The following is a 21,129-nucleotide window of genomic DNA, read 5'->3' as shown; positions in this document are numbered from 1 at the left end:
GCGGATGCGTCGCGTGTAGCGGTTGTGTGAACCTCAGTGGGGCGGCCGTTCCGGTGCATCGCCATCGATGTAACCGGGCCCGCCCAGCTGCCGCATCTGTTGCTGGATCCATTGCGCGCGACGCAACACGTAGGCGCTGGGGCGGTCGGCGTGCAACCGGCGCGGGCTGGGCAACACCGCTGCCAGCCGGGCCGATTGCGCCGCCGAGAGCCGGGCAGGCGTCACGTGGAAAAAAGCTGTGCTGGCAGCGCCCACACCGTAGATGCCGTTGCCCAGCTCGGCGATGTTCATGTACACCTCGAGAATGCGTTGCTTGGGCCAGGTCAGCTCGATGAGCACGGTGAAATATGCCTCGAGCCCCTTGCGCACGAAGCTGCGGCCGTTCCACAGAAAAAGATTTTTGGCGGTCTGCTGGCTGATTGTGCTGGCCCCGCGCAGCCGCTTGCCGTCGTCGTGGGCATCGAGTGCGGTCTGGATGGCGTCGAAATCGAAACCATGGTGGTACGGAAAGCGCTGATCCTCACCGGCCACCATGGCCAGCGGTACCTGTCGCGATGTCTTCTCCCACGACACCCAGTGGTAGTGCAGGGTGAAGTCCTTTTCGCCATGCAGCCAGGCGCCCACCTGGCGCTCCAGCATCATGGCTGAAGTCAGCGGCGGGACGAAGCGCAAAAGCAGGACCGCCAGCCAGCTGAGGGCGATCCATCCCGCGACGAACAGGGCCAGCCAACGCAGCAGTGTCTTCAGTGACGGGCGATGAAACATCTTGTGCATGCGGTGTGCGGAACCCCAAATCAGAGCGGTCAGCGGCCGCGGTGCCGGGCGGCGGCGTTGGCGGTTCCCCGACCCACGGTGCGAAAACCGGTTTCTTTCAGTATACGGGCGTTGCTCCCGCGCGCTTGCGTCCCCATCTGAAGCGCTTGACCACCAAGAGATGCGCCATCCATGGAAACCGCTTTCACTGACGACGTGCTTCACCGTTTCCTGCTTGAGCGTGCCGGCGTACGCGGCGTGCTGGTGCGGCTGGGGCCGGCGTGGCGCGAGGTGGCCGCGCGTGCCGACTATCCGGCGCCATTGCGCGAGTTGCTGGGCCACACGCTGGCGGCGAGCGCGCTGCTGACCGGCAACATCAAGCTCGATGGCGCCTTGTCGATCGAACTGAAAAGTCAGGACGCCCTGCGCCTGCTGTTTGCCGAATGCACCGATCAGGGGCGCTTGCGCGGCCTGGCCCGCTGGAGCGATCCGCTGCCGCGCACGCTGGCGCTGGATGCACTGCGCGACGCGGTGCTGGCCATCACCATCGGCAGTGTCGAGCGCGGCCAGCGCTACCAGGGCCTGGTGGCGTTGCAGCATGCCGAGTTGGCGGGCGCGCTGGAAAATTACTTCGTCCAGTCGGAGCAGTTGCCCGCGCGGATCGTGCTGGCTGCCGATGGCGAACATGCCGTGGGCCTGATGCTGCAGAAGCTGCCGGACGAAGGCGGCCGCGATGCCGCGCATGACGACGACGCATGGAATCGGGTGGCCCACCTCACCGCCACGCTCGGCAGCGCGGAAATGCTGGCCACGGCACCGGAGCAGTTGCTGTACCGGCTATTCCACGAGGAGTCCGTGCGGATGTTCGAGCCGCGTCCGTTGGCGTTCGGTTGCACCTGCAGCCGCGAGCGGGTCGGCGCGATGCTGCGCTCACTCGGTCGCGACGAAGTGGAGGCGGCATTGGCAGCGCGTGATGGCGAAATCGAGGTGATCTGCGAGTTCTGCGCCCAGCAGTACCACTTTGACCGCATCGATGCCGAGCACCTGCTCAGCGAAAGCGCGGCGCCCGGCCAGTCGCAAACGCCACAATGACAGCGGTCGCAATGATTGCCGTGCTCAGCTGAGGGGTGGCGCCTGCAGCGATTTCCAGGCTTCGGCCGGCTGCGGGCGGGCAAACAGGAAGCCCTGGGCGAAACGGCAGCCGATCTTCAGCAGCGCCTGCCGTTGCGATTCTTCCTCGATACCCTCGGCGATCACCTGCATGTGCAGCGAATCGGCCAGCGCCTGGATCGCACGCACCACGGCCAGGCCCTGGGTTTCTTCGCCGTCGGTGGGCAGCGCGGTGATGAACGAGCGGTCGATCTTCAGTGTGGCGAACGGGTACTGGTGCAGGTAGCTGAGCGAGGAGTAGCCCGTGCCGAAGTCGTCCAGCGCGATGCCCGCGCCGTGGTCGCGCAGGTTCTGCAGCATCCGTTTGACCTGCGCGGGATTCTCCAGCAGCGTGTGTTCGGTCACCTCGATGCGGATGTGCGAGGTGGGGACGTTGTATCGCTCGAACAGCTCCAGCAGGCGCTGGTCCGTATCGATGGTGCGGAAGTGCCGGCCGGACACGTTGATGCTGATGAAGCCGTGTTCGCCCACCAGGCGGTTGGCCTGCGCGCAAGCCTGTTCGAAGATCTGCCAGTCGATGAGTTCGACGCAGCCGGTCTCCTCGGCAATCAGCAGGAAATCAGCCGGAAGCAGCAGCCCGCGCTCGGGATGGTTCCAGCGCAGCAGCGCTTCGTAGCCGATGGTGCGGCCATCGGCCAGTGACACGATGGGCTGGTAGTACGGCACGAATTCGTTGCGAACCAGTGCGTGGCGCAGGTCGCCCTCCATATCCAGCAGCGACAGCGCTTCGCGTCGCAGGCGGTCATCGAATACGGCGGAGCGATGGCGGCCACCGTCCTTGGCGTTGTACATCGCCGCATCGGCGTCGCGCAGCAACTCCTCCGGCTGGCGGTAATGCGCACCGGGCAGGGCGATGCCGATGGAGGCGGAGGTGAATATCTCCTTGACGCCCAGCCGGAACGGCGTTTGCAACGCACTGATGATGCGGTCCGCGACCTGGGTGGCGGTGGCGGCGTCGTCCATGTCTTCCAGCAGTACCGCGAACTCATCGCCGCCCAGTCGGGCGACCACGTCGCGGGTCTTGAGGCAGGCGCGTACGCGGCCGCCGACCTGGAACAGCAGGTCATCACCGACCAGATGGCCGACCGAATCGTTGATGACCTTGAAGCGGTCCAGGTCGATGAACAGCACCGCGAACAGATCCTGCGGGTTGGCCAGGTTGCGTTGCAGTGCCTGCTCCAGCCGCTGCAGGAACAAGGTGCGATTGGGCAGGCCGGTGAGCGAGTCGTGCAGGGTCTCGTATTTCAGCCGGCGCTCGACGCGCTCGCGTTCGGCGATCTGCTCGCGCAGGTCGCGGTTGGCCAGGGCCAGTGCATGGGTGCGCTCGGTGACACGGCGCTCCAGCGTGGCGTACGCCTGTTTCAGCGTGGCGCTGGCGTGCTTGCGCTGCAGCGCGGTGGCGATGTGATAGCTCACGAAGGTGAGCAATTCCTGGTCGCGCTCGGTATAGGTGTGCTGTGGCGAATAGCTCTGCACGGCCAGCACGCCCATCACTTTTTCGCTCCACACCAGCGGCACGCCGAGCCAGCATACGGCGCGGGTGCCGAAACTTTCGATCTCGCCTTCGGCGATCAGCTGGTCGATGGCGGCGCCGTCCACCAGCAGCGGCTTGCCGTGGCGCAATACGTATTCGGTGGCGCCACGCCCGTGCGTGCGCGGCGGGCGCGTGCTGTCGATCTCGTCGACCGAGTAGGGAAACACCAACTGCTTCTTGTCGCCGTCGACCAGAGCGATGTAGAAGTTTCGCGCGTACAGCAGGCCGCCCACGGCCCGGTGCACGGCGGCGTAGAAGTTTTCCAGGCTTTCGGATGCGTTGGCCAGTTCGGCGATGCGGAACAGCGCCGCCTGCAGGCGTTCGCCGCGCTGGCGCTGCAATACCTGTTGGCGCAGCACGCGGTTGGCTTCGCGCAGGGCGGTGGTGCGGTCGGTGACGCGCTTTTCCAGGTCGAGATGGGCGCCGTGTCTTTCCAGCGCGGTCTGCACGTGCTGGGCCACATAGCTCAGCAGCTCCAGGTCGCGCTGCGAGTAATGGATATCGGCGCGATAGCTCTGCATCACGATGCCGCCGACCACCCGGTCGTCGCGCACCAGCGGCACGCCGAGCCAGTGCTCGCAATAAGGGCCCACCGGCACGAAATGGCCGGTGAGCTGCTGCGACAATTCCTCGATCGATCCCATCAGCGGGCGGCCGCCCTGCAGCAGGTTCCAGGTGAGGCTGTTGGGCATGTCGCTCAGCGGAATCTGCTCGTCGGGCGCGGGTGGTTCGGCGTCCACCGTGTCGACGTAATAAGGAAAACGGATGCTGTCGGTGGCGACGTCGTACAGCACGATGTAGAAGTTTTCCGCATACATCAGGCTGCCCAGGATGCCGTGCAGCGAGCGCATCAGTTCGGGCATGTCGTGTTCGGCGCCGGCCTGCTCGGCAATCGCGTAAAGCGCCCGCTGCAGCCGCTCCGCCTGCGCCAGCCGCGAGATCGCGTCGTAGAGGCGGCTGGTTTCAGCCAGTTGGCGCAGCCGGGTGTCGGCGATGCGCCCGAGCCAGGCAAGTTGTGCGTTGGCCGCGTCGGACAGCGGCGCCCCGTGGGACAGCAGGGTCAGTGTCCGCGCCGTCTGGCTGTCTTCGGCCAGGTCGATACCGCCGGATGTGGCGCTGTTGGCGGGCTCGTTCGTCGGGTGCCAGCACAGTTGACCGTCGATGCCGAGGTCCGACAGCATAAGCTCGCAGATGCCCATGACGCTGGCCGCGTCGGGAGCCTCGAGCAGTTGCTCGAACGCGCGGCGCGACAGGTTGTGTTCCCCGAGGAGGGGAATGGGCGCGGGCAGACGGGAGGTCAACGAGGCACTCATCAGGTTTGCTGTGAATCCGGCCAATCCCGGAGCAACGACGAAAGGGGTTTTATATCCGTTCAGCAGTATGGCCGCCAGTTCCAGCGGCGGGAACCCCCGGGTCAGGGCCTGGTCTATCCGTGGATATCAAGGGATGTCGCTGTGCGCTGGTTTGCGTTTTTTGTGTTTCACGGTTGTTAGTAAAACGTAAATCACGCTATGATCCTCCGTAGCCGTTATATAGAGTTGCCGACGCCACGCCATGTATCGCTTGTTCGCCCTGTTGCTGATTTCCCTGCTGCCGTTTACGGCGGCGGGCGAGTCCGCGCCTGGCGCCGATGCACAGGCGCAGTACCTGCTGCAGCAGCAGGATGCGGTCGGTCCCGCAAACACCTCGGCCGTACCGCTGTGGCGGAACAACCACGGTCAGTGGTTGAGCCTGCGGGCGAGTCATTCGGATGCGACCATGCCGGCCTCGCTAGCGTTTCGCGGCTTGGCGCCGGGCAACGTGTTCAGCAGCGGCCTTCAGTACCAGTTGGCGCCCGGCGTGCAGGCGCATGCCGATGTCAGCCAGCGTTCGTGGGTCAACCATCCGGCACGTTTGATCGACAGTGAAGTGGGCGCCACGTACAACAACGGACGTTACAGCGTGGGCCTCAGTCTGGGTGCCAGCGAAGCACCGCAGCGCACGGTGTTGCCGCGCGTGCTGCCGGGTGTGGCGCCGGGTGTGGATGGCTTGTCCGCGTTTGACCGCAGCGAGCAATTGAACGCACACGGCCGCGTGGCCCTGGGCAGCACCACCGGTATCGACCTGGGTGCCAGCGTGGGGCGTATCCGGCTGTTGCCGGGCAACCTGCTGGGCATCGATACGCTGGACCAGAAGGCGTTGAGCTTCGGCGTGGACAGCGGCCCGCTTTCCGGCACCCTGGTCGGCCGCACCATGCAGCCGCTGGCTGGCAACGCTGGCGCGTTGAGCGCGGATCAACGCTGGAGCAGCATCGACCTCGGCGTGACCGTGCGCCTGCCGTGGCAGGGTGCGTTGAGCATCGGCGCACAGAACCTGTGGTCATCCGGCAACCCGGTGAACACGCCGGTGGGTCCGGAGCCAGATCAGTCGCGCACGCCGTACGTGCAATACCATCAGGATCTGTAAGGCGTCATTCGGTTAGTGACACCACGCATCATGCCGTCCTCGCGACGGCATTTTTGTGGGCGGCGCATCCGGTGCTCAATCCTGCTGGCGAATACGCAGGTCGCCGCTGAATGTTTCGACGGTGATACTGCCGCGACCACCGCCGATACGCGTTTCCAGGCTGCTGCCCGGCCCGTGGCTGGCTTCATCCGGCTTGCCGAAGTCGCTGCGCAAGTCCCCGCTAAACGTGCTGGCGTGCAGCGTTGCGGAGGTGGCCGCTGGCAGTTGCAACTGCACGTCGCCGCTCATGCTGTCGATGCCCAGCTCGCCACCTTCGGCCAAAGCCCCTTTCAGGCGGACATCGCCCGACACCGTGCTGAGCGAAAAACTTTGCCAGGGGCCGCCCGCGGCTTCGATCCCGCCGGACACGGTCTGCAGCTTCACCTTGCCGCCCAGCACCGGCGCCAGGATGTCACCACTGACGGTCTGCAGCTCGGCATCCTGCGCGTGGCCGGACAGCTCGATGTTGCCGCTGACGCTTTCCACCTTGAGTGATGGGGTCATGGCATTGATGCGGGTTTTGCCGCTGACCGTGTTCACGGCGATGGCGCCGCCGTCGATGCCTTCGATGCTCGATGTCGCGCTGACGACGTGTACATCCACGGAGGCGGAACGCGGCAGATGCACGATCAACGAGGTCGGCTCCATCGTCTTGTCACGGCCCCAGTCGAACCAGCCGCCACCGCCTTCGGGTTCGACTTTGAGCGAGAGCGTCGGCCCCTGGCCGGTGATGGCAAGCGGCTGGGCGCCATCGCCCAACTCACCGCTGACCTGCAGCTCCGGCCGATCCCAGCCGATGACGCTGACCGCGCCTTTGACATTGCTGATCTCGAGATGGGTGCGGGCGCTGGCGGCGTGGCGCAGGTCGATGGGTGTGCCGGCGAGCGCCTGGCCCACGCACAGGCACAGCAGCAGCGGAACAAGGCGAGTGGTTTGCATGGTCATTCCTGGGTGATCAGCCGGCATCGCGCATCCGCCCCTGCCATTGCGCCTGTTGCAGGCGGGTGCGTTCCAGCAGCCGCCGCAGGGCAGGGGAATATGGCGCCTGTTGCAGGGCCTGCTGCAATTCCATCCGTGCCGCAGCGAGTTCGACGGCGGCACCGGTGAGGCGGGGGTCGGAGGGCTTCCAGACGGGTGCAGCGACGTCGGTACGGACGACATCGGGTGCGTGCCGCATGGGCCAGAGCTGCCAACCGATGCCGGCGACCAGCAGGGCCGAGGCTGCCAGGCCGGCCAGGGCGAGCCGCTGGCGTGGCCGGCGCCCGGGCGCCTTCGCCGTCGTTTCAGCGGCGGCAGCAGGCCGATCGAGCGCTGCATCGATGGACGGCCAAAGGTCGTGCTGCGGCATTACGGGTTGGCGCAAGTCGCGCAGTTGGCGTCGCCATTCGAATTCGTTCATCGCGGCTCTCCCAGAGCGTTGCGCAACAGCAGGCGGGCGCGGTGCAACTGTGCCTTCGAGGTGCCGACGGCCACACCCAGCTCGTGGCCGATATCCTCGTGTCGCCAGCCTTCGATGTCGTGCAGGACCAGCACCGCGCGTGCACCCGGCGGCAACTTGCCGATCGCCCGTTGCAGCTCGTCGCGCTCGGCGGCGCAGAACGGGGCTTCGCCCAGATCGGGCAGGTGGTCGTCGTCGACCATGCGCACCGGATCGGCGCCGCGCGCGCGGATATCCATCAAGGCCACATTGACGGCGAGCCGGTACAGCCAGGTGCCGAACGCGCTTTCGTGGCGAAAGCCGGGCAGCTTCTGCCAGGCGCGCACGAAGGCCTCCTGGGTCAGGTCTTCGGCCCGTGCGTGGTCGTAGCCGGCCAGCCGATGCACGGCGCCGTAGATCCGGCCGATGTGCAGGCGGTATAGGCGCTCGAAGGCATGGCGGTCACCGGCGGCGGCCGCGTGTACGTCGTCCGTGTCGATGGCGTCGATCGGCGCGGGCGACATGGGTTTTCCGAGGTCGGGGCAGGCAGCGATCATATCGCCAGCATGGATGCGCCGCGTTGCGAAAACGTTTGAACGCGTCGGCCGGTTATGCGCTCAGGCGGGGATCAGCGTGGCGATCATGTGCTCGACATAGGCATCGAACTCATCGTGACTGAGCCGGGGCAGGCCCAGGGTGAAGTTCAATTGCAGGAAGCCGACGTAGGCGGCGTAGGTCAGCCGCGCCCGGTTGAGCGCATCGGCCGGTGCCAGGCCAGCCTGGCGGTAGGCGGTTTCCAGAAACTCGGTGCGACGGCTGGAGACGCGCGCCATCACCGGTACCACCAGCGGGTGGTCCAGCGCCTTCAGCAAAGCCGCGTAAACCCGGTGCGGCTGCAATTCGTGCGCCACCCGGCGGAACAGCTCGGGCAGGCGTTCGCGCGGGTCGGCGATCAGCTCGATCTGGCTGATGATCTCGCGCTCGCCATATTGCTCCCAGCGTTCCAGCGTGGCCTGCAGCAGCGCCTCGCGGGTGCGGAAGTGCCAGTAGAAACTGCCCTTGGTCACGCCCAGCCGCCGTGCCAGCGCTTCCACCGCCAGGGCGCCCACGCCCTGTTCGGCGATCAATTGCAGTGCGGCCAGCTCCCAGTCTTCGGCGGAGAGGCGGTTTCGTTCCGGTTTGCTGGTCGCATTCATCCGCGTATGGTAGCCCCGACGCGGGGTTTTGTAATGGCAAAAAACGCAGGCATGGCTTGCTGACGGAGGCTCTGGACGTTCACCCGCGCCGCAGTCCATACTCAGTCGTATGGTAAATCCTGTCGAAAACACCGATCGCCTGTCATCCGTGCTTGCCGCCGACGGCCTGAAGCTGGCCGTGGAAACGGTCCATCCGGCCGGCAACCCCACCTTGTTGTTCGCGCACGGCTTCGGCCAGACACGTGGCGCCTGGACGACCACGGCAGCGGCCCTGGCGGCGCAGGGGTGTCGCTGCGTGAGCTTCGATCAGCGCGGCCATGGCGACAGCGGGCGCAACCGTGATGGCGGCTACCGCATCGAACAGTTTGCCGACGACCTGGTCCGCGTTGCCCGCGCACAACCCCAGCCACCGGTTCTGGTGGGCGCGTCGATGGGGGGATTGCTGGGCATGGCCACCGCCGCCGAGGTTTCGCCGCGGCCGTATCGCGCCCTGGTGTTGGTGGATATCACGCCGCGCTGGGAAGCCGAAGGCGTTGCCCGCATCGTGACCTTCATGAAGGCGTATCCCGACGGTTTTGCCGACATTGCCGAGGCTGCCGAGCGGATTGCCGCTTACCTGCCGCAGCGGCGCGAGCGCAAGAGCAGTGAGCAATTGCGCCCGTTGTTGCGGGAGGGCGCCGACGGCCGGCTACGCTGGCACTGGGACCCGATGCTGCTGGACATGGTGCACGAGAGTGAGCGCCATCAACCGCGGCTGCTGGCCGCGGCCGCGAATATCGACGTGCCGGTGCTGTTGCTGTCCGGTGGCCGCAGCGACGTCGTCTCCCGTGCCACGGTGGAGGAATTCCTGCAGGTGGCGCCGGGTGTGCAACACGTGGAATTGCCGCAGGCCACCCACATGGTTGCGGGTGACGCCAACGATGCGTTCACCCGCGAAATCGCCCGCTTCGTGCAAAGTCTTGATCAACCCGTTGCCCGCCAAGCCGCAGGCAACCCCCAAGTCGTGATGAGGTAGTGAGATGACCGTGATACTGACCGTACTGGCAGCGTTGATCGCGTCGTGTGCCTGTGCCTACCACCGCAGCAGCCTGCGCACGTGGGCCATCGCCACGGTCGTGACCACCGTGATCGTGGGCCTGGTGCTGCAAACACCGTGGACGATGGTGATCCTGCTGGTGATCGAGGGCTTGATCGCGGTGCCGTTGCTGATGGTGGGTTTCCGCCGCCAGCAGATCAGCGCGCCGCTGCTGAAGATGTTCGCCAAGGTCACGCCGAAACTTTCGGAAACCGAGCAGACCGCGCTGGAGGCGGGCACCGTGGGGTTCGAGGGCGAACTGTTCTCGGGCAAGCCGGACTGGTCGCAACTGCTGCGTGAGCCGAAGCCGGTGCTGAGCGCGGAGGAGCAGGCGTTTCTCGACGGCCCGGTGGAAGAACTCTGCGCGATGATCGACGACTGGCAGATCACCCACGAGCTGGCCGACCTGCCGCCGGAAGTGTGGGACTTCATCAAGAAGAACCGCTTCTTCGGCATGATCATCCCGAAGCAGTACGGTGGCCTGCAATTTTCCGCGCTGGCGCATTCGGCCGTATTGCAGAAGCTGGCCAGCATCTCGGCCACGGTGTCTTCCACCGTCGCCGTGCCGAACTCGCTGGGCCCGGCCGAGCTGCTGCTGCACTACGGCAGCGACGAGCAGAAGAACCATTACCTGCCGCGGCTGGCGGTGGGCGAGGAGATTCCCTGCTTCGCGCTGACTGGTCCGTACGCCGGCTCCGACGCCACCTCGATCACCGACCATGGCGTGGTCTGCAAGCAGATGGTCGATGGCGTCGAGACGCTGGGCATGCGGCTCACCTTCGACAAGCGCTACATCACGCTGGCGCCGATCGCCACCGTGGTCGGCCTGGCGTTCCGGCTGTACGACCCGGACAAGCTGCTGGGCGAAAACGAAGACCTGGGCATCACCCTGGCGCTGTTGCCGCGCGCCACGCCGGGCCTGGAAATCGGGCGGCGGCATTTCCCGTTGAACATCCCGTTCCAGAATGGCCCGCTGCACGGCAAGGATGTGTTCGTGCCGCTGTCGGTGCTGATCGGTGGGCCGAAAATGGCCGGCCATGGCTGGCGCATGCTGGTTGAGGTGTTGTCGGTGGGCCGCGCCATTTCGCTGCCGTCCAACGCCACCGGCGCGATGCGCACGTCCACGGCGGCCACCGGCGCGTATGCGCGCATGCGCAAGCAGTTCGGCCTGGCCATTGCGCGTTTCGAGGGCGTGGAGGAAGCGCTGGCGCGCATCGGTGGCCTCACCTACGCCACCACGGCGTTGTCGCGCGCCACAGCCGCGGCGGTCGATCGCGGTGAGAAGCCGGCGGTGACATCGGCCATCGCCAAATACCACGCCACCGAATGGGCGCGCCAGGTCGCCAGCGACACCATGGACGTGCACGGCGGCAAGGCCGTGCAATTGGGGCCGAAGAACTACGCCGGCCGCGGTTGGGCCAGCGTGCCGATCGCGATCACGGTGGAAGGCGCCAACATCATGACGCGCAGCCTGATGATCTTCGGCCAGGGTGCGATCCGCTGCCATCCCTACGTGTTGAAGGAAATGCAGGCGCTCTCGATCGCCGACCGTGGCGAGCAACTGCGCGTGTTCGATCGGGCCCTGTTCGGCCATATCGGTTTCGGCATCTCCAATGCCGTGCGCAGCCTGGTGCTTGGCTTGACCGGATCGGCCATTGGCGAGGCTGCCGGCGATGCCTACACGCGCCGCTATTACCGCAAGCTCAACCGCTATTCCGCCGCGCTGGCGTTGTGCGCCGACGTGGCCATGGGCGTGCTGGGCGGCAAGCTCAAGTTCAAGGAAAAGCTGTCGGCGCGGTTGGGCGACGTGCTGAGCTATCTGTACATCGCCAGCGCCATGCTGAAACGCTACGAGGACAACGGCCGGCCCGAGGCCGATCGGCCGCTGCTGGCTTGGGCGTTTCACGAGTGCGTGTGGCGGATGCAGATGGCGCTGGACGGCGTGATCCGCAACTTCCCGGTGCGGCCGGTAGCGTGGATGCTGCGCGTGCTGGTGTTTCCGTTCGGCCGGCGCGAAGTGCCGCCGTCCGACCGGCTGGGGCGCCGGGTGGCGGCGATCATCACGGCGCCGGGCGAGGCGCGCGACCGCCTGCTGGAATGGATCTACCTGACGCCCACGCCGAACAACACCGTCGGCCGCATGGAAGCCTTGCTGCCCCAGGTGATTGCTGCCGAGCCGGTCGAGCGGAAGTTCGGCAAGGCGCAGAAGGCGGGTCAGTTCAAGTCGCACGACTATGTCGGCCAGCTGCACGAGGCGCTGGATCAGGGCGTCATTTCGACGGCCGAACTGGAGTTGCTGAAGCGGGTGCGCGAAGGCGTGTTCGAGTTCATCTCGGTGGACGACTTCGATACGTCCGAATTGCGCGCCAAGGTGACCCGGGCCGACCGCGGGCAGCAGGCCGCGGCCGGGAGCGAGGCTGAAAACGGCACGGCCTGATCTTCGCCATGAGGCAAGGCGCGGCCATTGCAGCATGGCCGCGCCGTCTCTTTAACGCGTTCAGTCCGTTGCCATCGCGCAGCGGTTGCGGCCGCCGTCCTTGGCCCGGTAAAGCGCGCGATCGGCAGCCTGGATCAGCTCCTCGTCGTCCGCCTTTTCCTCCCACAGCGCGATGCCGATGCTGGCGCTGATGTTCGCCTCGAAGGGGCCGTGGCGGCCTTCCAGCGGATACGGTCGGGCCAGCAGGTCGCACACTTGCTGGCAGCGTTCCAGGATTGGCGCCACGTCGGTGACGTCCTCCAGGATCAGCGCAAACTCGTCGCCGCCCAGGCGCGCCACGGTGTCGTTGGAGCGCAGGTGCCCGCGCAGGCGCATGCCGATCGCCTGCAGCAGTGCATCACCGGCGGGGTGTCCGTAGGTATCGTTTACCGCCTTGAACCCGTCGATGTCCATCAACGCCAGCGCGAACGGGTGGTGCTGGCGCGAGCCTCGTTGCATGGCGGTCTGCAGGCGGTCGTGGAACAGCACGCGGTTGGGCAGGCCGGTGAGCATGTCGTGGGTGGCCTGGTGTCGCACCTGCGCCTCGACCCGCTTGCGCTCGGTGATTTCCACCTGCAACTGCTGGTTGCGTTCGGTCAGCTCGTCCATCGCCTGCTGCAACTGCACGCGGGCGGAATAGAGGTCGAGGAATACCCGCACCTTCGACTGCAGGATCGCATCGTTGATCGGCTTGGCGATGTAGTCGACCGCGCCGGAGCGGTAGCCCTTGAGGCGATTGAGATCGTCCGCGTAGGCGGCGGTGACGAAGATGATCGGCGTGTCGCGCATCTGCTCGGTCTCGCTGAGCAGCGCGGCCACTTCGAAGCCGTCCATGTCCGGCATGTTCACGTCGAGCAGGATCAGCGCGAAATCGTGGTCCAGGCACAAGGCCAGCGCCTCGTTGCCGCTGCCGGCCTCCAGCAACTGGGCGCCGCAGCGCGCCAGCAGGCGGCGCATGGCGACCAGGTTGGCCGGGGTGTCGTCCACCACCAGGATTTTCGGGGATATCGCCGTGTTCACGTCATGCACAACCGGTTGATCAGGGGAGCCATTTCATCCAGCGCCAGGCAATGGTCGGCGCCCGCCAGTTCCAGTGCCGCCCGCGGCATGGCGGGCGCTGCAGCGTCGTCGGGCTGCTGCACGATGGCGACGCCGCCCGCGCGCCGCACGCACGCCAGGCCCGCCGCGCCGTCGGCGTTGGCGCCGGTCAGTATTACAGCGATCAGGCCTGCGCCGTAGGCTTCGGCGGCGCTGCCGAACAATACGTCGATCGAGGGCCGCGAGAAGCCGACGGGTTCATCGATCGACAACGCGAATCGGCGGCCGCGCTCGATCAGCAAATGGTAATCAGGCGGCGCCACCTGAACCATACCGCCACGCACCGGCTCGCGTTCGCAAGCCTCGATCACCGGCAGGGTGCTGTGCTGCGCCAGCAGCTGGCACAAGATGTGAGGGCTGCTGGCGGCGTGGCTGCACACGACGACGGATGCCGGCAGCCGATGGTCGAGCGCCCCGAGCAGTCGCGCGAGCGCGCCCGGCCCGCCGGTGGAGCAACCGATGACGATGGTTTCAACCGCCTTCATGATCGTGAACCGGCTCGGGGCAACGGCGGAACAGGCGCAGCGAGCTGTCCAGAGCCTCGAAGTCGCGTGCGGCGGGCGCCAGCGCCAGGTTCTCGCGCAGGCCGAGGCACAGGAAGCCACCCGGCAGCAGGCTGTCGCGGAACATCGCCAGCACGCGATTCTGCAGCGGGTTGGAAAAGTAGATCAGCACGTTGCGGCAGAGCACCAGCTGCGCCTCGCAGAACACCGCGTCGGTGACCAGATTGTGGTCGGCGAAAACCACGTTGCGGCGCAGGCGCTGATCGAGTTTGATGAAGTCGTAGCGCGCGCTGTAATAGTCGGCCAGCGAGCAGGTTCCGCCGGCCGCCTGGTAGTTGCGCGACCACGCCTGCGCCTCCCGCGCCGGATAGATGCCTTCGCGTGCCTGGCGCAGCGCGGCGTCGTTGAAGTCAGTGGCGTAGATCTGGCAACGGTCGTACAGCCCGGCTTCTTCCAGCAGGATCGCCAGAGAGTAGATTTCTTGCCCGCGGGCGCAGCCCGCCTGCCAGATCGTGATGCGCGGATGTACCGACAGCGCAGGCAGCACCTGTTCGCGCAACGCGCGAAACACGGGCGGATCGCGGAACATGTCCGAGACCGGCACCGACAACCCCTCCAGCACCTGCGGCAGGAAGGTGGGGTCGTGCAGCAGACGCCCGGTCAGCGTGCTGATGTTGGTGGTGTGGTGCTGCTCGACCAGCTGATAGACGCGCCGCTTCAGCGAGGCGGGTGCGTATTGCGCGAAATCGTAACCGTGGCGCTGGCGCATCGCGCTCACGAACAGGTTCAACTCGATGTCGTCGAGTTCGGGGTCGATGCCGGACAGATTCAACGCGACCGGGTTCATTGCGGCAGCCACACGCGAATCATCGAACCGAGCTTGTCGATATCGATCGGCTTGGAAAGGTAATCGCTGGCACCGGCCTCGATGCATTTCTCGCGATCGCCGCGCATCGCCTTGGCGGTGAGCGCGATGATCGGCAACTGCGCCAACGCAGGCTGGGCGCGGATCGCCCGTATCGTCTCGTAGCCATCCATGCCCGGCATCATGATGTCCATCAACACGATGTCGGGTGGCGGGTTCTCCGCCAGCGTCTTCAGGGCCTTCTCGCCATCCTGCGCCATCGTGGCCAGCAGGCCCCAGCCGCGCAGCACCTTGGACAAGGCGAAGAGGTTGCGCATGTCGTCGTCCACCAGCAATACGCTGTGGCCTTTCAACTCGTCGCCGACCGGCGCTTTCGCGCTGGAGCGGTGGCCGTTGTGCTGGATGCTGTGCAGGAACAGGCTGACTTCATCCAGCAGGCGCTCGGGCGAACGCGCGCCCTTGACCACGATGGAGTCGGTGTACTGGCGCAGCTTGCGGCTCTCCTCGCGATCGAGTTCGCGCCCGGAATAGATGACCACCGGCGGCACGCCGCTGTCGCTGTCGGCCATGTGCTGCAGCATCTCCACGCCCGACATGCCGGGCAGGCCCAGGTCGAGCACGATGCAGTCGTAGCGGGTGTGGCTGGCCTTCTCCAACGCGTCCTCGGCGGATTCGGCCTCGTCGATATCCAGGTCGTCGCGATGCAGCATGGTGCGCACCGCGGTGCGGGAGTCGCGGTCGTCATCCACGATCAGCAGATGCCGCGTACGGCCCTCGGCAAAATGCAGCAGGCGCTCGAACGCCGCGCCGATCGCTTCGCGGCTCACCGGCTTGGTGAGGAACCCCACGGCGCCCATCTCGCGGCCGCGGTTGGCATCGCCGGAGGCGGAGATGAAATGCACTGGCAGATGGCGGGTGGCCTCGTCGGCCTTCAGGCGCTCGATCACCGTCCAGCCGTCCATCCCCGGCAGCATCACGTCGAGCAGGATGCCGGTCGGTGCGTATTCGTGCGCCAGCGCCAGGCCGGTTTCACCATCGGCGGCCGCCAGTACCTGGTAGCCCTTGCGATGGATCATGTCGGTCAGGATGCGCGCGAAGGCGGGGTCGTCCTCGATCACCAGGATCGTGGTCCGGCCCGGTACCAGGTGATGCCGGTCGTCCTCGATCGCTTCGGACCGCAAGGTCGGCAGTTGCGGCTGCGGCGCCGGCGTCCACGGTGTCGGCGACGTCGAATCGCCCGGCATGGCCGCCAGCTCCGGCGGCCGCTCCGGCAACACCACGGTGAACACGCTGCCCTTGCCGGTTTCGCTTTGCAGCACGATGTCGCCACCCAGCAGCTCGACAATGCGCAGGCAGATGGCCAGGCCCAGGCCGGTGCCGCCGTATTGGCGGCTGGTGCTGGCGTCGACCTGTTCGAAGGCGTGGAAGATGTGTTCGAATTTTTCGCTGGGAATGCCGATGCCGGTGTCGATGACGCTGATGGCCAGCAGTGGCTGGCCGGCGAATTTTTCCGACAGCCCAAGGGCGGGGTCGGGCCGCCCGATGCGGATGCTGACGCCGCCGCTCACGGTGAACTTGAACGCGTTGCCGATCAGGTTGTTGGCGACCTGCTCCAGCCGGGCGCCGTCGGTGCGCAGCACGGCCGGAAGGTCGGCGTCGATGGTGACGTCGAAATCGAGCTTCTTCTCCTGCGCCACGTGACTGAAGGTGCGCCGCAGGGAGCGTTCGAAGTCGGCCAGCGGCAGGTCGTCGATGACCAGCTCCATCTTGCCCGCTTCGATCTTGGACAGATCCAGGATGTCGTTGATCAGCCGCAGCAGGTTGCTGCCGGCGTCGTGGATGATGCGCGCCGACTCGATCTGCTCCGCATCCAGGTTGCCGGTGTCGTTGTCGGCCAGGCTGCGCGACAGGATCAGCAGGCTGTTCAGCGGCGTGCGCAACTCGTGCGACATGTTGGCCAGGAAATCGGACTTGTATTGGCTGGCGCGGGCCAGTTCCTCGGCCTTGTGCTCGGTATCCAGTTGCAGGTCTTCCAGCACCTGGCGCTGCCGGTTCAGGCTGTCGGTCTTGTCGCGCAGTTCCTCGTTCGACGCCTGCAGCTCCTCCGCCTGCACCCGCAGTTCCTCTTCGGACACGGTCAGCCGCTGCGATTGCTCTTCCAGCTCCAGCGTCTTGATGTGCAGCGCCTCGTTGCTCTGGCGCAGTACTTCCTTTTGCTGGCGCATCAGCAATTCCGACGCGCGCAAATCGTCGGCCTGCTGCTGGCTGCGTTCCAGCAGCTCCTGCGTGTTGATGGCGCGGCTGAGGTTTTCCTGGGTCAGCGCAATCAGCGGCAGCAGTTCGGTCAGCAACTCCATCGGCGAGCCGGTGATCGGCTCGAAGCCGGCCAGCTCCAGTACGCCGGTGACCTGGCCGCGGTACAGGATGGGCTGGATCATCACGTGCGAAGGCAAGGCTTCGCCACTGGCCGAATGCACCCGCACGTAAGTCTCGGGTACCCGATCGAGCACGATCGGCGCGCGCTCCTGCAGGCACTGGCCCACCAGGCCGTCACCGGAGGCATAAGTCTGGATGGGATCGGACGATGCGTGCAGGCCGTAGGCGCCGCGCAATTCGAGCCGCTCGTGGCGCGCGTCGTGGGTGTAGTACATCGCCACGCCGGTCTTCAGCAGTGGTGCCAGATGGCTGGTCAGCGACTGGCCGAAATCCCGGTAGGTGGTGGCTTTCTGCAGGTCCTGGGCGATCGTGGCGAGATGCGATTTCACCCAGTCCTGGTCGGTGGTGGCGATCACCATCTGCTTGAACACTTGCAGCGCCCGCGACAGCTCGCCTATTTCGTCGGGGCGGCTCAGTCGCGTCACCGTCATCGAGGTGTCGCCGGAGGCCACGCGATTCATCTGCCGCGTGATCTGCAATACCGGCAGGATGATCAGCCGGTTGGTCAGGCGTATGACATACAGGCCGAACAGTACGCCGGCCAGCGCCGCCAGCAGGGTGAAGATGCGCAGCTTGTCCAGCGCGCCGACGAGGCCGTGATGCCGCTGCTCCAGCAGCTTTTGCTCGGTCTCGGACATCCGCCCGAGCAGGTTGGCGACGGTGCTTGCCTGCGCGGCATGCGACGCGAGCCGCTCGGCCGCAAGCCGGTGCCAGTTTGCGTCGGCGTCGGCCGGCCCGGCGGCGGTCATGGCGTCCATGGTCTGGTTCAGGCCATTCGCCCATTGCGTCCCGACCGTCTGCAGCTGATCGACACGGCCTTGTTGCAGCGGGTTGTCGGCAACCAGGTCACGCAACCGCGCGAGGTTTTCGTCGAACTGGCTGCGGCCGGTCTTGAAGGTGGTCAGGTCGGCCGGCGTTGCAGACAGGGCGTAGCCGCGGGCACCGGTCGCCATGGCCTGGCTGGCCTGTTGCGTGTCGGCAATGGCCAATCGGACCTCGTAGGTGTGCTTTGCCCAGCTGCGGGTGATTTCCTGGCGTTGCAGCGCACCCAGGGTCACCACGCTGGTCAGCATGAACAGGCCCAGCAGCGGAACCACCGCCAGCAGGATTTTCTTCTGGCCCGGAAGCCGGGTCAGCCATCGATTTCGTGATCTTGTCTGCATGCCCCCACCCGCCGTCTGGAAGGACGTCCCCCGCGCCCCACCTCGTGTTTCGCAGGTGGATCCGACATCGCGAAGATTAGCGTAGGCCCTGCCGGGAAAACAGCGTGGTTGCGGCTTGGATGCCTCTCAGCGGCGGCGCCATGCCGGTGGTACGAGCGTGCCGCGACGGTATGCCACGGCAAGCAGGCCCAGCGAGCACAGCAGACACAGCGTCAGCGTGACCACCGACGCCTCCGCGCCAAACACGCCGCCGCTCAGCCAGTCCGGCCCGGTCCGTTGCGACACCAGCCAGCCGTCCGCGCTGAGTCCCGATACCGGGATTCCGTAGATCGTGCCCTGCGCAAAATTCCAGGCTGCATGCACGCCCATGCATAGCGGCAGCGAGCGGGTCACGTGGTAGAGCAGGCCGAACAGCAGGCCCGCTTCAATGGCGATGGCTGACGAACTCCATGCGGTGGCGCCGGGGTTGTGGGCGTGGGCGAAGCCGAAGAACAATGCCGAAATCAGCAGTGCGGCCCAGGTGCCCAGGCCCTCCTCGGTCACGCGAAAGAGCACGCCACGAAACATGATTTCCTCGCCGATGCCGGCACCCAGGCCCGTCATCAAAAGCGCCGGCAGCCACGCGGCATGCGGGTTGAAGCCGATGACGTGGTAGCTGCCCAGCAGCCACAGCAAGCCCACCGCCGCGCTGAACAGCAAGGTGCCGGCGAGAATGCCCAGCACCCCCTGCGGCAGCAGTTTGCGCGGCGCCAGTTCGTGCAGTGGGCGATGCTCGATCAGCCTGACCAGCACGACATAGGCCAGCACCGTCGGCACCACGCGGATCAGGAACTGTGCCAGACCGAGCATCGGCGTCGTCGCGCCCTTGCCGGCCAACATGGCCTTGTCTATCCCGAACAGCAGGTGCAGCGCGATGCCGGTCAGTGCCGAAAAAACCACGAACAGCGCCACGAAAATCACGATGCGCGCCAGCGGTGAATACAGCATCCAGCGTTTCCACTTCGTTGCCGAATCCGGGGTAACGAAGGCAACGTGAGCGGTTGGCATGCCAGGTGTCTCCATGAAGTGGGTGCCGCGACAGCCTGACGAGTGGCGATGGCCCACGGTAGTGACAGCTGTCACGCGGAATGGCTCACACGTCGACGGCCGCCGCGTGTTCGCGGGTGTTGGCGAAACGCACCTGCGGCCAGCGCTCCTGCGCCAACTGCAGGTTGACCCGCGTGGGTGCGATGTAGACCAGTTCGCCGGCGCCGTCGATGGCGAGGTTCATCGCGTTCTTCTCGCGGAACTCCTCCAGCTTCTTCTCGTCGTCGCAATGCACCCAGCGTGCGGTGCTCACGGTGACAGGTACGAAGGTGGCATCCACGTTGTATTCGTCCTTCAGCCGGTAGGCAACCACCTCGAACTGCAGCACGCCGACCGCGCCCAGGATCAGGTCGTTCGACATCAACGGGCGGAAAAACTGGGTGGCGCCTTCCTCGCTCAACTGCGCAAGGCCCTTCTGCAGCGCCTTCATCTTCAGCGGGTCGCGCAACTGGGCGCGGCGGAACAGCTCCGGCGCGAAGTTGGGGATACCGGTGAAGCGGACAGGTTCGCCCTCGGTGAAGGTGTCGCCGATGGTGATGGTGCCGTGATTGTGCAGGCCGATCACGTCGCCGGGGTAGGCGGTTTCGACGATCTCGCGATCCGATGCCATGAAAGTCAGTGCATTGGCGATGCGCACTTCCTTGCCGGTACGCGTCTGCATCATCTTCATGCCGGCGTTGTAGGTACCCGAGCAAACCCGCATGAAAGCCACGCGGTCGCGGTGCGCCGGGTCCATGTTCGCCTGGATCTTGAACACGAAGCCGGAGAGTTTCTCCTCCTCCGGCTCGATCTCGCGCGTGGTGGTGGCACGCGGCTGCGGCGACGGTGCGTTCTCGACGAAGAAATCCAGCAGCAATTGCACGCCGAAGTTGTTCACCGCCGAACCGAAGAACACGGGCGTCTGCTTGCCGGCGCGGTACTCGTCGATATCGAACGAGGGCGCCGCGCCCTGCACCAGTTCCAGCTCCTCGCGCAATTCGCGCATCGCCTCGTCGCCGATGCGCTCCAGCAGGCCGGGCGCGTCAAGGCCCTTGAAGATGGTCGAATCCTGGCGGGTGAAATTCTTGCCCGCCTCGAAGATGTGCACCTCGTCCAGCGCCAGGTGGTACACGCCCTTCAGCCGCTTGCCCATGCCGATCGGCCAGGTCAGCGGCGCGCAGGCGATGCCCAGCACCGACTCCACCTCATCCAGCAGTTCGATCGGCGAACGGCCCTCGCGGTCGAGCTTGTTGATGAAGGTCATGATCGGCGTGTCACGCAACCGGCACACCTCCATCAGCTTGATCGTGCGCTCCTCCACGCCCTTGGCGCAGTCGATCACCATCAGCGCCGAATCCACCGCGGTGAGTACGCGGTACGTGTCCTCGGAGAAGTCCGCGTGTCCCGGCGTATCGAGCAGATTGACGATCTTGCCCTCGTACGGGAACTGCATCACCGACGAGGTCACCGAAATCCCGCGCTCCTTCTCCAGCGCCATCCAGTCCGAGGTGGCACTGCGCGACGTCTTGCGACTCTTCACCGAGCCGGCCATCTGGATCGCGCCGCCGAACAACAGCAGCTTTTCCGTCAGCGTCGTCTTGCCCGCGTCAGGATGGCTGACGATGGCGAACGTGCGGCGGCGACGGGTTTCCTGGAGATGGGAGGGCATAAGGCGTGGGTCGATGCGATGCGAACCGGGCATTCTAGCGCGAAGCAGGCTGATCCTCGACGTGGATCGGATGCCGAAGATTGCGGAACTGGCGACGTCGCGAGCCAGTGATTGGTTGAATGTCTGCCATCGGCGGCGGAAACGGAGTTTGGCAAATCCACCCGCCGGGTAAATGAGAAAGCCCGAGGATGGCCCCGGGCTTTTCTTTGCGACTGGTCGAACGAG

16 protein-coding genes are annotated in these 21,129 nt (G+C 65.9%); 4 read left to right on the top strand and 12 right to left on the bottom strand.

The features are described from left to right. Positions 1–33: 33 nt before the first annotated feature. A complete protein-coding gene (gene mtgA, locus ASD68_RS15340) occupies positions 34–765 on the bottom strand; it encodes a monofunctional biosynthetic peptidoglycan transglycosylase (protein WP_235578774.1) in 732 nt (243 codons plus the stop codon). A gap of 180 nt (positions 766–945) precedes the next feature. Between mtgA and ASD68_RS15335 the strand changes: the two genes are divergently transcribed. Further along, the gene (locus ASD68_RS15335) at positions 946–1,845 is read left to right on the top strand and encodes an Hsp33 family molecular chaperone HslO (RefSeq protein ID WP_056608309.1); all 900 of its coding nucleotides are present in this window, start codon (positions 946–948) and stop codon (positions 1,843–1,845) included. A 24-nt stretch (positions 1,846–1,869) separates the two neighbouring features. On the opposite strand, the gene ASD68_RS15330 is transcribed toward ASD68_RS15335, so the two are convergent. Beyond that, positions 1,870–4,770, bottom strand: coding sequence for an EAL domain-containing protein (locus tag ASD68_RS15330; RefSeq protein WP_056085387.1), 2,901 nt, complete (start codon positions 4,768–4,770; stop codon positions 1,870–1,872). Positions 4,771–5,011: 241 nt separating this feature from the next. Between ASD68_RS15330 and ASD68_RS15325 the strand changes: the two genes are divergently transcribed. Continuing rightward, entirely contained in the window at positions 5,012–5,902 is an 891-nt protein-coding gene (locus ASD68_RS15325) for a hypothetical protein (protein WP_056085385.1), read from the top strand. A 75-nt stretch (positions 5,903–5,977) separates the two neighbouring features. Here the strand turns inward: ASD68_RS15325 and ASD68_RS15320 are convergent, their stop codons facing one another. The 4 genes from ASD68_RS15320 to ASD68_RS15305 form a co-directional block, all read right to left on the bottom strand. Continuing rightward, positions 5,978–6,880 carry a DUF4097 family beta strand repeat-containing protein gene (locus ASD68_RS15320; RefSeq protein WP_056085593.1) on the bottom strand — a complete coding sequence of 301 codons (903 nt, stop codon included), beginning with the start codon at positions 6,878–6,880 and terminating at the stop codon, positions 5,978–5,980. A gap of 16 nt (positions 6,881–6,896) precedes the next feature. Further along, entirely contained in the window at positions 6,897–7,340 is a 444-nt protein-coding gene (locus ASD68_RS15315; protein WP_056608306.1) for a hypothetical protein, read from the bottom strand. After that, positions 7,337–7,882 (bottom strand): sigma-70 family RNA polymerase sigma factor, encoded by a 546-nt coding sequence (locus ASD68_RS15310; RefSeq protein WP_056085592.1) that lies wholly within the window; start codon positions 7,880–7,882, stop codon positions 7,337–7,339. The genes ASD68_RS15315 and ASD68_RS15310 overlap by 4 nt, the downstream gene beginning before the upstream one ends. 93 nt (positions 7,883–7,975) lie before the next feature. After that, entirely contained in the window at positions 7,976–8,554 is a 579-nt protein-coding gene (locus ASD68_RS15305) for a TetR/AcrR family transcriptional regulator (RefSeq protein WP_007080640.1), read from the bottom strand. Between the two features lie 109 nt (positions 8,555–8,663). Here ASD68_RS15305 and ASD68_RS15300 point away from each other — a divergent pair, with 109 nt between their 5' ends. Beyond that, entirely contained in the window at positions 8,664–9,569 is a 906-nt protein-coding gene (locus ASD68_RS15300) for an alpha/beta hydrolase (protein ID WP_056608303.1), read from the top strand. A 4-nt stretch (positions 9,570–9,573) separates the two neighbouring features. Continuing rightward, the gene (locus ASD68_RS15295; RefSeq protein WP_056608300.1) at positions 9,574–12,066 is read left to right on the top strand and encodes an acyl-CoA dehydrogenase; all 2,493 of its coding nucleotides are present in this window, start codon (positions 9,574–9,576) and stop codon (positions 12,064–12,066) included. A gap of 60 nt (positions 12,067–12,126) precedes the next feature. Here ASD68_RS15295 and ASD68_RS15290 read toward each other — a convergent pair whose 3' ends face one another. From ASD68_RS15290 to ASD68_RS15265, 6 genes are all read right to left on the bottom strand, one after another. Further along, positions 12,127–13,125: a diguanylate cyclase gene (locus ASD68_RS15290; RefSeq protein ID WP_235578763.1), complete on the bottom strand. Its 999-nt coding sequence runs from the start codon at positions 13,123–13,125 to the stop codon at positions 12,127–12,129. After that, on the bottom strand, positions 13,122–13,688 hold the full coding sequence (locus tag ASD68_RS15285; RefSeq protein ID WP_056608296.1) for a chemotaxis protein CheB: 567 nt from the start codon (positions 13,686–13,688) through the stop codon (positions 13,122–13,124). The genes ASD68_RS15290 and ASD68_RS15285 overlap by 4 nt, the downstream gene beginning before the upstream one ends. After that, a complete protein-coding gene (locus ASD68_RS15280; RefSeq protein ID WP_056085377.1) occupies positions 13,675–14,553 on the bottom strand; it encodes a protein-glutamate O-methyltransferase CheR in 879 nt (292 codons plus the stop codon). The genes ASD68_RS15285 and ASD68_RS15280 overlap by 14 nt, the downstream gene beginning before the upstream one ends. After that, the gene (locus ASD68_RS15275) at positions 14,550–18,170 is read right to left on the bottom strand and encodes a response regulator (protein WP_056608294.1); all 3,621 of its coding nucleotides are present in this window, start codon (positions 18,168–18,170) and stop codon (positions 14,550–14,552) included. Before ASD68_RS15275 ends, ASD68_RS15280 begins: the two co-directional genes overlap by 4 nt. A gap of 126 nt (positions 18,171–18,296) precedes the next feature. Beyond that, a complete protein-coding gene (locus ASD68_RS15270) occupies positions 18,297–19,217 on the bottom strand; it encodes a type II CAAX endopeptidase family protein (protein ID WP_056608291.1) in 921 nt (306 codons plus the stop codon). Between the two features lie 85 nt (positions 19,218–19,302). Further along, complete coding sequence (locus ASD68_RS15265) at positions 19,303–20,904, bottom strand: peptide chain release factor 3 (protein ID WP_056608288.1); 1,602 nt, start codon at positions 20,902–20,904, stop codon at positions 19,303–19,305. Between the last annotated feature and the right edge of the window lie 225 nt (positions 20,905–21,129).

The sequence above is a fragment of the Rhodanobacter sp. Root627 genome, from assembly GCF_001427835.1.
Classification (GTDB): Bacteria; Pseudomonadota; Gammaproteobacteria; order Xanthomonadales; family Rhodanobacteraceae; genus Rhodanobacter; species Rhodanobacter ginsenosidimutans.
This window is presented reverse-complemented; position numbering and strand designations above follow the sequence as displayed.